At 31.9% G+C, this 13401-nt stretch carries 12 protein-coding genes; all 12 read left to right on the top strand.

Annotated features, from left to right (window positions below; translation table 11 throughout):
* Positions 1-374: 374 nt before the first annotated feature.
* Positions 375-1094: a CpsB/CapC family capsule biosynthesis tyrosine phosphatase gene (locus QZQ55_RS08525; protein ID WP_295092329.1), complete on the top strand. Its 720-nt coding sequence runs from the start codon at positions 375-377 to the stop codon at positions 1092-1094.
* A complete protein-coding gene (locus tag QZQ55_RS08520; protein WP_295092326.1) occupies positions 1091-1918 on the top strand; it encodes a hypothetical protein in 828 nt (275 codons plus the stop codon). Before QZQ55_RS08525 ends, QZQ55_RS08520 begins: the two co-directional genes overlap by 4 nt.
* 10 nt (positions 1919-1928) lie before the next feature.
* A complete protein-coding gene (locus QZQ55_RS08515) occupies positions 1929-3311 on the top strand; it encodes a polysaccharide biosynthesis tyrosine autokinase (RefSeq protein WP_295092323.1) in 1383 nt (460 codons plus the stop codon).
* A complete protein-coding gene (locus QZQ55_RS08510; protein ID WP_295092320.1) occupies positions 3311-4723 on the top strand; it encodes a polysaccharide biosynthesis tyrosine autokinase in 1413 nt (470 codons plus the stop codon). Before QZQ55_RS08515 ends, QZQ55_RS08510 begins: the two co-directional genes overlap by 1 nt.
* A gap of 25 nt (positions 4724-4748) precedes the next feature.
* Positions 4749-6695 (top strand): nucleoside-diphosphate sugar epimerase/dehydratase, encoded by a 1947-nt coding sequence (locus tag QZQ55_RS08505; protein WP_295092318.1) that lies wholly within the window; start codon positions 4749-4751, stop codon positions 6693-6695.
* 65 nt (positions 6696-6760) lie between these two features.
* A complete protein-coding gene (locus tag QZQ55_RS08500) occupies positions 6761-7996 on the top strand; it encodes a DegT/DnrJ/EryC1/StrS aminotransferase family protein (RefSeq protein ID WP_295092315.1) in 1236 nt (411 codons plus the stop codon).
* A 265-nt stretch (positions 7997-8261) separates the two neighbouring features.
* Positions 8262-8498, top strand: coding sequence for a DegT/DnrJ/EryC1/StrS family aminotransferase (locus QZQ55_RS08495; RefSeq protein WP_295092312.1), 237 nt, complete (start codon positions 8262-8264; stop codon positions 8496-8498).
* A 61-nt stretch (positions 8499-8559) separates the two neighbouring features.
* Entirely contained in the window at positions 8560-9630 is a 1071-nt protein-coding gene (locus QZQ55_RS08490; RefSeq protein WP_295092309.1) for an acetyl-CoA carboxylase biotin carboxylase subunit family protein, read from the top strand.
* Between the two features lie 123 nt (positions 9631-9753).
* Positions 9754-10404 (top strand): sugar transferase, encoded by a 651-nt coding sequence (locus QZQ55_RS08485; protein ID WP_295092307.1) that lies wholly within the window; start codon positions 9754-9756, stop codon positions 10402-10404.
* 12 nt (positions 10405-10416) lie between these two features.
* Positions 10417-11544: a glycosyltransferase family 4 protein gene (locus tag QZQ55_RS08480; RefSeq protein ID WP_295092304.1), complete on the top strand. Its 1128-nt coding sequence runs from the start codon at positions 10417-10419 to the stop codon at positions 11542-11544.
* Between the two features lie 74 nt (positions 11545-11618).
* Positions 11619-12662 (top strand): glycosyltransferase, encoded by a 1044-nt coding sequence (locus QZQ55_RS08475; protein WP_295092301.1) that lies wholly within the window; start codon positions 11619-11621, stop codon positions 12660-12662.
* The coding region (locus QZQ55_RS08470; RefSeq protein ID WP_295092299.1) for a glycosyltransferase family 2 protein at positions 12649-13401 on the top strand (753 nt) is incomplete at its 3' end. The genes QZQ55_RS08475 and QZQ55_RS08470, both read left to right, overlap by 14 nt.

Genomic DNA, 13401 nt, shown 5'->3' with positions numbered 1-13401 from the left:
CAAAGTCTGAAAATGATGTACGATTACAAGCTACACTTGGCAATCAGAACCCCACAGGCTTGCCTGTGGGAGTAGTCAGCGCAACAGTAAGCAACTGGTCAATGTACTTGGTATCAATCATTATTGGTTCAGTAGTAGGATGCTTAATCCTTTCTACATTAAAGAAAAATAAGTAAAGAATTATAGGAATATATTGAAAAGGCTTTCGATATATTCCTTTTTTATGCACCAATAGCATAAAAATTAGCTTTAAAAGTTAAAAATACAAAAATAATGAAATATATACTTCTTTCATGCAATTATACTGAATTCTTCTACACATTTAGAAAAATTTGTGATATATTGTGACATGGCATATTAAAAGGGGTGAACTTATGATTGACATACATAGTCATATCCTTCCTCTTGTAGATGATGGATCTCGTAGTGTAGATATGAGTCTAGAGATGTTGGATGAGGCGTATAGAGATGGTACAAAAGAGATTATCTTAACGCCACACCTTGCCTATGCATATGGTTTTGAGAATCCAAACTATAAAATTAAAGAACTCTTTGGTCAATTTAAAGATATAGTAGAGGATGTCGGTATCCCTATTAAGATGTATTTAGGTTGTGAGTTCTTATACAGGTCACATGAGTCTTTTGAAAGACATTTTGAAGATATTACAACATTAAATGATACAAAGTATCTTTTAATGGAGTTTTATTTTGATGTAGAAGAAGAAGTGATTCTTGAAGCAGTAGAAGATGTTTTGGACAAGGGTTATATTCCTGTAGTCGCACATCCTGAACGTTTTGAAGCAATTCTGATTAATCCTGATATTGCAGTAGAAATAGTCAATAGGGGTGGTTACTTACAGATGAATAAGGGTTCAATATTAGGAGACTATGGATCATTAGTAAAAGAGACAGTAAATAACCTATTAGAAAATAAACTCATACATTTTGTCGGTAGTGATGCACATAACTTAAGAAGCAGGCATCCTAGAATGTATGAATCTTATGTTCAAGTGAAAACACGCTTTGGTAGTGATTATGCACAAAGGATTTTTAAAGAGAATGGAAAAATGTTATTAAATGGGGGAAAGGTATGAACAACAAGGTCAGAAACGGAATTATATTCCTGGTGATCGTGGCATTATATGGTGGATTCCTGCTATATGATACACATAAGCCACAGACTGGTTCTTCACCAGTTATTAAAGTGCCTAAAGGTACTTTGGTATTAGATACTGGAATGGATCAGACAGCTACAAATCAGGCTATTTTAGAAGGCGTAAAAGCAACTGATAAGGAAGATGGCAACATTACTAAGAAAGTATTCGTTCAGGGCATGAGTACTTTTGGTGAAGGTGATGTACGAGTTGTTAATTTAGGTGTATTTGATAAAGATGATAACTACACTAAAGTAAAAAGAAAAATACAGTATACAAACTATAGTGCACCACAGTTATATCTCAATAAAGCATTAGTTTATTCTAAGGTTAACTCTAAAGCACAGTTTGCAGACTATATGAGTGCTTATAGTTGTGTTGATGGTGATTTAAGTTCTCAGGTTAAAGTAGTAAGAGAATATGAACAGGATAAGAACCACTATGTTACATTTGCAGTAACTGATAGTACTGGTACTGAATCATCACTTACATTAAAGGCATATCAGACTTCTAGAAAACAGACAGTGGACATTAACCTAGATACTTATTTAATGAGAGTGAAGGTTGGTACTGAAGTGAATGCGAAGAGACATATCGATTCTATTACTATGGATGATATGGACTATTCAAGCTTAAAGAATCAGGTAGATATCAATACAGACTATGATAAGAATACACCTGGTACTTATGAATTCATTTATAGAGTAAAGACAAGCAATGATGACTATGGTCTAACAAAACTCGTAGTCATTGTAGAAGAGTAGGGAGGATATTATGGAAAACAATGTGACAAATGAAAATCTCCTTACTATAGTAAAATGTATTATTAAAGATATACTACAAAGATGGATCTTGATTGTTGCGGTCATGGTGATTTTTGGAAGTGTATTTGATTTTATGAAGACAGTCACTTATGTACCACAATATGGTACAAGCATGACTGCAACATTAAGTAGTGGTGGAGATACTTTTAAGAGTATTGATAAAGTACAGAGTTATGTGAATACATTAGATTATCTCATGAATAGTAATAATGCGAAATCTTATGTAAAGAAGAAGATGCCTATAAGTAAGACAACTTATAAGGCAGAAGTGACTTTAAAACAGGCAAATGTTGTTATGATTAAAGTGACTGCAGATACTAAAAGAGAGGCTTATTTCTCTATTAAGTTATTAAATGACTGGTATAAGGAAAATACAGAACGTTATAGTTTCCCATACAATATTACTGTATTAAAGGAAAGTAAGTTCTCTACTAAACCAGTGAATAAGAATAGTCATATTAAGAACTTCTTGATTGGTGGAGTAGGCAGTGGTTTTGTATTATGTTGTTTACTTGGTTTATATTTCTTCTTGAGAGATACTATTAAGAGTGAAGAAGAAGTAGATAGTAAGCTAGATACAAGATTATATGCAAAGTTACCATTTGAAGTGAAAAAGAGAGAAGATGCAAGAAATAAGAAAGCGATTCTTATTACTTCATTAAAGACAAGTTTCTTCTTTAGAGAATCTATGAATAAGCTTAGAAGTAAGGTAGAAGCAAGTAGTGATAAGCATGGTTATAAGTCATTTATGATTACTAGTGCTTATGAGAATGAAGGTAAGTCTTCTGTAGCAGCGAACCTTGCTTTATCTTTATCCAAGAATGGGCATAAAACAGTTCTTGTGGACGCAGACTTTAATAAGCCAGCTGTATTTAAAATCTTTGAATTAGATGGCTCTAAGAGCTTAAATAAGGCGATTGAAGGTACTTCTAGCTGGAGAAGTCAGGTAGTGAGTGATCGTAGTGGTTTAGACTTGTTACCATGTAAGCAGGATGGATTAAAATCTGAAATCTTAACTAACAGCAAGAAGTTAGAGGCAATCATAAAGGAATTAAGAGAAGAATATGATTTTGTGATTGTAGATACTTCTCCTGCATACTTATTAAATGAACCTATGACTATGAATGAACTTGTAGATGCGACTCTATTTGTAGTAAGACAGGATTATGCTACAAGTGATGTAATTAATGAAACAGTGAAACGTTTAACTTATGTTAAGGATAACGTATTAGGTGTTGTATTTAAGAATGTTGTAGGTGAAGGTCATCAGGTAACTAGCAGTTATAATAGCCGTTATGGTTACAACAAATATAGAGTAAGGGGGGATAAATAATGGATTCACATAATCAAGATGAAATGACGATTGATTTAGTCAAGTGTTTTGAGAATTTCCTCCGTGCATTTAAGAGAATGTGGAAGACAGTACTATTATTAGTACTTATTGGTGTTGTTGCATTAGAGATGAAAGAAATCCTTTTCTTTAATACAACTTATACAAGTGAAGCAGTATTTGTACCTTCTACTGATTTAACAGATACATACTATTATGATGCGACTCAGGCAAGTGGTACTAAAGCAACACTTGTAGATACATTCAACTCTATTCTTACTAGTAAAGAAATGAAGAATATTGTAAAGGATGTATTAAAGGTTAATAAGATTCCAGCAAAGATTTCAGCAACACAGATTGAAAATACAAATCTTGTTGTATTGAAGGTGACTGGAACTAGTGCAGAAGATGCTTACAATGTAGCAACTGCTATTGCGAATAACTGTGATACTTTAACTAAGAATGCTATGCAGGATGTAAGTATTACATTATTAGATAATCCTACAATGCCTAAGAAGGCAGATGCTACACCTAGTTATTTACTTGCAGGATTAAAGGGTGGATTAATTGGACTTGGTGCAAGTGTATTATTATTAATTGTCGTTGCTGTATTTAGAAGAACTATCCTAGATAAGAATGATGTGAGAGAAATTCTAGGTATGGATTATATTGCGAAAGTCCCATCAGTAGAAAAACTTAATAAAAATAATCCAGGTTTATTATTAAATGGTTCTGGTATTAAAGCTGATTTTAAGCATTCTTTCCATAATATTAGAATTAAGATGGAACAGGATCATAGAAAAAATAAAAATTCAGTTTATATGGTAACTAGTACTGTACCTAATGAAGGGAAAACAATGGTGGCTATTAATACAGCCATTACATTAGGACAGAAGGGTTATAAGGTATGTCTAGTAGATCTAGATATGAGAAATCCATCAGTTGAGAAGACAATGAGATATGCGAATATTCATAGAACATCATTAGATTATATTAATGATAAAGATGTTAAATTAGAACAGTGTATTGTTTCTATGGATGATATTGATGTTGTATTTGGTAGTGATATTTCAGTTGATGGATCAACTGAGTTATCTAAACGAAGATTAGAAAGTTTAATTGAAGAATTAAGAGAAGTATATGATTTTGTGATTTTAGATGTTACACCTTTATATATGATGGAAGATGCATTATTAGTGGCAAAGCACGCTGATAGTGCAGTTGTAGTAGTTAAGCAGGATTATGCAGAAGCAGGAGATATTCTAGATTCTGTAGATGAACTACATGATACATTACCTCAGATTGTAGGTGTGGTATTAAATAGTTATAAGAAGACATTCTATAGTTCAGAATCAGCTAGTTACGGTTATGGTTATGGCTATGGATATGGCTATGGTTATGGGAGAAGTAAGTAAGATATAAAAAGAAGGGAAAAAATAAATGAATAAAGGTTCAAAAAGAAAGATCGAACATTGGCAGGTTGTTCGATTATTGTTGATGGTCTATGACTTTGCGGCAGTTATATTATCCTTCGGCATTGCTTTATGGTTAAGATTTGACTGTAAAGTAACAAGTGTAGAACCACAATACTTAACAACTTATACAAAGACTATTATTATATATGCTTTGTTCTGTTTAGTTGTATTCTGGTTCTTACGTTTATATAAGAGTATCTGGCGTTTCGCAAGTTATTCAGAATTATTAAGAGTGATTCTTGCAACTTTAGTGACTGGTGTCATTTACACTGGTTCACTACTTGCATTCCACTTACATATGCCGATCTCTTATTATGTGATTGGTATTACAGTACAGTTTATTGCGACATTGGGGATTCGTTTCTTCTATCGTTTTGTATTACTACTACGTGGTAGAACAAACGATGAAGTACAGAAGAAGAATGTTATGATTATTGGGGCTGGTTCTGCTGGTCAGATGTTATTTAGAGATATTAAACATGCGAAAGAAACAAATGAAACTGTTGCATGCTTTATCGATGATAACCCTAATAAGTGGGAAAGATACATCGATGATGTCCCTGTATTTGGTAGTAGAGATCATATCCTAGAGGCAGTGGATAAATTCAACATTGAGAAGATTTATGTTGCTATACCAAGTGCTAATCCTCAAGATAAGAGAGATATTCTTAGAGTATGTAATGAAACATCTTGTGAACTTATGAATCTACCAGGTATGTATCAGTTATATACTGGTCAGGTATCAGTAAGTAAGATGAAGAAAGTACAGATTGAAGACTTATTAGGTCGTGATCCTAATAAGCCTAATATGGATGAAGTGTTTGCTTATGTAAGAGATAAGGTTGTTCTTATTACTGGTGTTGGTTCTATTGGTTCAGAACTTGCAAGACAGATTGCATCACATAATCCTAAACAGTTAATTCTGTTTGATGTATATGAAAATAATGCCTATGATATTCAGTTAGAGTTAAGAAAGAAGTATCCAGACTTAGATCTAGTGACTCTTATTGGTTCAGTAAGAGATAGTAGAAAGATGTTTGATCTCTTTAAGAAGTATAGACCTCAGATTGTATATCATGCAGCAGCACATAAGCATGTACCATTAATGGAAGATAGCCCATGTGAATCTATTAAGAATAATGCAATGGGTACTTATAAGACTGCTTATGCAGCTATGGTACATGGTTGTGAGAAGTTTGTATTGATTAGTACAGATAAAGCAGTTAACCCTACAAACATCATGGGTGCTTCTAAACGTTTATGTGAGATGATTATTCAGGCTTTTGCAGCTAAGATCAACGAAGGTAAGGCTTATGAAATCCCTCAGTTATTTACTCATGAGAAGGATATAATTGAAAAAACTGAAATCAAAGAAGCATTAAAGACTACACAGACTGAGTTTGTAGCTGTACGTTTTGGTAACGTATTAGGAAGTAATGGTTCAGTTATTCCAATCTTTAAGAGACAGATTGAAGCAGGTGGACCAGTTACAGTGACACATCCTGATATTATCCGTTACTTTATGACTATTCCAGAAGCAGTAAGTTTAGTATTACTTGCTGGTACATATGCTCATGGAGGAGAAATCTTCGTATTAGACATGGGTGAACCAGTTAAGATTACTACTTTAGCACGCAACTTAATTAGATTATCAGGTTATACTCCTGATGTAGATATTAAGTTAGAGTTTACAGGACTTAGACCAGGTGAAAAGCTTTATGAAGAAAAGCTTATGTCTGAAGAAGGTCTTAAGAAGACTAAGAACGATTTAATTCACATTGGTTGTCCTATTCCATTTGATATCAATGAGTTCTTAGATGAGTTAGATGGATTACTTGCTGCAGCATATAGAAATGAAGATGATATGAAAGAAAGAGTACAGAAGATTGTATCAACATATCATCCAGCATAACACATGTGTGTGGCACTTAGTGATAAGTGCCACCCCATGTATTTATTCATAGAGGAGGGAGAAAGATGGAAATGAATAAGAGAAAGGTTCCTTTTAGTCCACCTGATATTTCTGAATTAGAAATAGAAGAAGTGTCAGAAGCACTTCGTTCTGGATGGATTACTACAGGACCAAGAACTAAAGAATTAGAAAGAAGACTTGCTGAATACTGTCATACATCTAAAGTGGTATGTTTAAATTCTGCGACAGCAGCAGAAGAATTAAATCTTAGAGTATGTGGTATTGGACCAGGAGATGAAGTGATTGTACCTGCTTATACTTATACTGCTTCAGCTTCAGCAGCAATTCATTGTGGTGCAAAAGTTGTATTTGTAGATAGTCAGAAAGATAACTGTGAAATGGATTATGATAAGGTTGCAGAGGCGATTACTGAGAAGACTAAGGCTGTCGTAGCTGTAGATCTTGGTGGCATAATTTGTGATTATGATAAGTTATATCAGGCTATTGAAAGTAAGAAGAACCTATTTACCCCTAGAGATGATAACACTTTAGGATCTAGAATACAGAAAACCCTTAATAGAGTTATGGTATTTGCGGATTGTGCTCATGCACTAGGTGCAGTAAGAAAAGGTAAGATGGCTGGTGAATGGGCTGATTTTAGTAGTTTTTCATTCCATGCAGTAAAGAACTTTACAACTGCAGAAGGTGGAGCAAGTACTTGGAAAGATATTCCTGGTATAGATAACGAAGAAGTATATAAGTTATTCCAGTTATATAGCTTACATGGACAGAATAAAGATGCATTAGCTAAGACACAGTTAGGTGCTTGGGAATATGATATTATTGGTCCTTGGTATAAGTGTAATATGACTGATATTATGGCAGCTATTGGATTACGTCAGTTAGATAGATATCCTGGAATGCTTGCAAGAAGAAGAGAAATCGTAAGTAAGTATGATAAAATGTGTGATGAGTTAGGTGTTAAACACTTGAATCATTGGGGTAAAGACTTTGAGTCTTCTAAACATTTATACTTAACTAGAATACCTGGTATTAGTGATGAACAGAGAAGAGAAATCATTATTAAATTAGCAGAACGTGGTGTGAATACAAATGTACACTATAAACCATTACCTATGATGACTGCATATAAAACTTTGGGGTGGGATATAAAAGATTTCCCTAATGCATATACATATTGTGAAAATCTTATTACTTTACCTTTACATACTAAGTTAAGTGATGAAGATGTAGAGTATGTGATTGAAAACTTTAAAGAAGTTGTAAAGGAATATATGTAATGTTGAAGAAATGGGAAACTTTACCTGATTATATGAAGAATGATGAAGTAAGTATGTTTCTTAAAACTTTGTAAATTATTTAAGTAAACATAGGTATTAGATATCAAGAATCTGAATTACTTGATGGTGCTAGTGTTATAGATAAAACATATATATAGGAGTACTACCAAGTTAAATTGATTATAGCAAGGAGTTTATTAAGAATCTCTCGTTTTTTGGGGATATAGCAACAAAGTTTAGAATTGTATTAGAAGTGCTCAGAAAGATGTTCTTGGTAAAGATAAAGAAGATGTTTATAAGTTATGAACATAAAAGAGAAATCGTTATTAAACTTGCTGAACGTGGTGTAAATATAAATGTACGCTATAAATCTTTACCTATGATAAGTGTTTATGAAGTTATGGTTTGGGTTATTAAGAGTTTCCCTAATGCATATACATATTATCAGAATTTAATCACATTGCCACTGCATACTAAATTAAGTAATGAGGATGTTGGATAAGTGATTGAGAATTATAAAAAAGTGGTTAGAGAGTATATATTAATGTGAAGAAGGTAGTGTAATGAAGAAAGTATTAATTATAGGTGCTGGTTTTCTTCAAGATTTTGTAATAGTAAAAGCTAAACAAATGGGGTACGAAGTGCATACAGTTGATGCTGATCCAAATGCTGTTGGATTTAAACATGCAGATTATCATGGTGTAATAAACATAGTAGATGAAAAAGCTTGTTTAGAATATGCAAGAGAAAACAAAATTGATGGTGTATTAACTGCAGCAACTGACTATGGTGTTCTTACTGCAGCTTATGTTGCAAGAGAATTGGGATTACCTGGTTTAAAGTATGAAGTTGCACAACTCATTAAAAACAAATATCAAGTCAGAAAATGTTTATTTGAAAGTCATGTAGATGACACAGAACAAGCTTATGAAGTTCATAGAGATTCTAACATCGAAGAACTTGCGAATAAGATTGTTTATCCTGTAATGGTTAAGCCATGTGATGGTTCAGGAAGCAGAGGAGCGAGTAGAGTAGATAAAGCTGAAGATTTAAAAGAAGCTTGTCAATGTGCAATGGGTGGATCTATTACAGATAGAGCTGAGATTGAAACATTTATTGTGGGTAAAGAATATGGTGCAGAAACATTAGTTATAAATGGTGAAGTCCATGTTTTAGGCATTATGCAAAAATGGATGACTAATCCACCTTATTATGCAGAATTAGGACATTCTATTCCAACTGATTTAACAAAAGACGTTGAAGATAAAGCTGTAAATTGTGTGAAGAAAGCGATTAAAGCACTAGGTGTTAACTTTGGTTCAGTTAATATGGATATGCTTATTACTGAGGATGGTAAAGTCTATATTATTGATATTGGAGCTAGAATGGGTGGAAATATGATTGGTCCTTGTATTATTCCGTATGGTAAGGGGATAGATTATATGGCTGCAATGATTCAGAATGCAGTAGGTGATACAGTAGATTTGAGTGTTAAAGATCATTGTGCTGTAGCCACTAGATTACTTGCTTTTGAAGATGGTATTGTAAAAAAACTTCCAGATATGAAAGAAGTAGAAAAGAAGTTTGATGTAGAAATATATCATCATCTAGAAGAAGGTATGAAGGTTAATTAATACCATACTAATTTAGATGGATGTGGATATATTGTAGCTAGAGCTAATACACGAAATGAAGCAGTAAGAAAAGCAGAAAAAGTACTTGATTACTTTAAAGAAGTATTATTTGAGGATTAAAGAATGAAAAATATAACTCCAGAAGAATTATATCAGGAATCAAAAACTAAAAATGGATATAAAGGTGTATATCAGTTAGGCTTTAAAAGACTATTTGATATTGTGGCTTGTTTAATAGCTCTACCATTTGTATTAATCATTTTAATTCCTGTTGCAATAGCAATTAAAATTGAAGATAAGGGTCCAGTATTTTATCATTCGGCTCGTTTAGGAGTAGGTTTTAAGGAATTTGGAATGTTGAAGTTTAGATCTATGAAAGTAAATGCACCTGATTTACGTAATGATGACGGCAGTACTTTCAACTCAGATAAAGATCCAAGAGTAACTAAAGTAGGACATTTTCTTAGAGAAACTAGTATTGATGAGATTCCTCAGATTTTCAATATTTTAAAAGGTGATATGAGTATTATCGGTCCTCGTCCAGGTGATGTTGAATCAAAAGATACATATTCTGAAGATGAGAAGGACAAGTTATTAATTAGACCTGGAATTACTGGATATACACAGGCTTATTATAGAAATAATCTAGGTGTACGTGAAAAACGTCTTTATGATGCATGGTATGCACATAATGTATCTCTGATACTTGACATTAGAATTTTCTTTAAAACAATATCCACTGTATTAAAAAGAGAAAACATATATACGAATTAGAGGGTGTAAGAATTGAAAAAATTATTATTTATATCAAACATTAGTAATAGTGTAGGTTCGTTTGCAGTAGCAAGTATTGCAGCTGCAAAAAGATGTGGTTTTGAATTTTATTATGCTTCTAATTGGGATGCTGCAACAGAAGAGCAAATGTCTGCAGATGAAAAGAAGTATGGAGTTAAATTATTTCATATGGACTTGGATCGTTCACCATATTCTACAAAGAATATTCAAGCATATAAGCAGTTAGTCGATTTTATAAAAAAAGAAAATATTGATTATATTCATTGTAATACTCCAGTTGGAGGTCTTCTTGGAAGATTGGCCGGAGAAAAGTGTCACGTTAAAAGAGTACTATATCAAGCTCATGGGTTTCATTTTTTTGAAGGAGCACCAAAGAAAAATTGGATGATTTATTATCCTATAGAAAAGTGGCTTGCAAGGAAGACTGATGCAATTATCACTATCAATAATGAAGATTTTGAAAGAGCAAAAACATTCAAATTAAGAGATGATGGGCATGTATATTACGTTCCTGGTGTTGGCATGGATCTAAGTCAATATGATGTACCAGACACAGTAAGAGAGATTAAAAGAAAAGAATTGAATTTAAAAGATACAGATTTTGCGTTAATTTCAATGGGAGATCTTATTGATAGAAAAAATTATAGGATTGCTATTGAAGTAGTAGCAAAATTAAACAATCCGGATATTCATTATTTTATATGTGGTGAAGGTCCAGAAGAAGAAAATCTAAAAGAATTAACCTGTAGTTTGGGTATCGAAAAACAAGTTCATTTTTTAGGGTATAGAAATGATATTAAAGAATTATTGAAAGCCGCAGATACTTTCTTATTTACTTCTAAACAAGAAGGATTAGCAAGATCTTTAATGGAAGCTATGGCTAGTAAAATACCATGTGTAGTTTCAAAAATACGTGGAAATACTGAATTGATTTGTAATGGTGTTAGTGGATTTCTTTGCACTAACAAAAATGAATATGTTTGTGCATTAGAGAAACTTGTACAATCTTCTGACTTAAGAGAACGATTAGTTGAGAAAAGCTATGAAAATTTAAAGAACTTTTCTATCGAAAAAGTTGAAGACTGTATATTTGATGTGTATTCAAAAGAATTTAAATAAATCATAAAGTTTTAGGCTTCCAATCACTTTTTTTTGATTTAAATTATGATAATTTTTAGAGAGGAGGTAAATAAATGAGAGTACTTCATTTATTACAAAGTTCAAGATTTTCTGGAGCTGAAAATGTTGTTTGTCAAATTATAAAAATGTTTGAAAATGATAAAGCTATAACAATGGCTTATTGTAGTAGGGATGGTCAAATACGAAGTTCTTTAGAAGAAAAAAATATTGAATTTTATCCGATAGATGATTTGAATGTTGCAGAAGTAAAAAGGGTTATAAATGAATATAAACCAAATATAATACATGCTCATGATATGAGAGCAAGTGTAATAGCTGCTATGGCAGCAAAAACAGGCATAAAAATCATTTCACATATACATAACAGTGATTTCCAAAGTCGAAAATTATCAATTAAATCACTGTTATATTATGTTTTTTCATGGAAATATAATAAAGTTATCTGGGTTTCAAATTCTTGTTATAATGGTTATTACTATCACAAAAAGTTAAATTCAAAAAGTGTTATTATGTATAACACTGTAAATAAAGAAGATATATTATTTAAAGCAAAAAAAGATTATGATGGTCCAAATTATGATGTTATTTATATCGGCAGATTAGCCGAACCTAAAAATCCACAAAGGTTAATGTCCATAGTTAAAATATTAACTGAATTATATTCAGATGTTCATGTCGCAGTTGTTGGACAAGGGAATCTTGAAGAAGAAACTAAAGATTTAGCAAAAAAATACAATTTACAAGATAACATATCTTTTTTAGGTTTTATGAATAATCCGTTACCAATTTTAAAACATTCTAAAATATTGGTTCTTACATCAGATAGAGAAGGGACTCCTATGGTTGCGTTAGAAGCCATGGCTCTTAACAAACCAATTGTTAGTACACCAACGGATGGGTTATGTGATTTGATTAATATAGGCAAAACAGGATATTTAGATAATAAAAATGAATCTTTTGCAAAACATTTAAATGAGCTTTTGACTGATGATAAAAAATATCATTTGTTTGAAAAAGAGGTAGAAAAAAGTTTTTCTGAATTTAATAACGAAAATAAATATTATAGAAAGCTAAAAATATTGTATGAAGAATCTTAAACCATTAGTTAGTGTAATAATTCCTGTTTATAACATGGAAGAATATTTGCATAATTGTATTAAATCTATCTTAAGACAAACATATTCCAATTTTGAAATATTACTTATTGATGATGGCTCAACTGATCAGTCAAAATCATTATGTATCAACTGGGAAAAAAGAGACAATCGTATTCGTTTTTTTTATCATGATAATCATGGCGTATCATACACTCGAAATAGAGGTTTAAAGGAAAGTCGTGGTGAATACATCATATTCATTGATGCGGATGACATTGTATTCGAAAAATATATTGAAATGATGTTAAAACCATATGAAAATTATAACATTGATTTATCCATGCTTTCATATTTTTGCTTTTATGAAAATGATATTGATTCTAAGAAATCATATACAAGTAACGACTACGAAATTATTACAGATAACATAGGTGTATTATTTTTCACTAAAACTGATGGTACAATTTGTTCTAAAATGTTTAGAAAGAGCATTATTGATAAATATAAACTTCATTTTTGCGAAACAATTTATGTCACGGAAGACTTACTTTTTAATATGCAATACGCATCTAGGTGCCATAAAGTATCGTTCAATACTAGTAAATTGTATGGTTATAGACAACGCTCTGAAAGTGCAGTTCATAAAGTTGTATCTGAAAAATGGTTCACTTGTTTAGATGTATATAGTATTTTAGCCAATAATTATAAAGGAAGCGATTTTTATTCATATATTATTTAT

This window comes from uncultured Catenibacterium sp. (assembly GCF_900540665.1).
GTDB lineage: Bacteria > Bacillota_I > Bacilli_A > Erysipelotrichales > Coprobacillaceae > Catenibacterium.
This window is presented reverse-complemented; position numbering and strand designations above follow the sequence as displayed.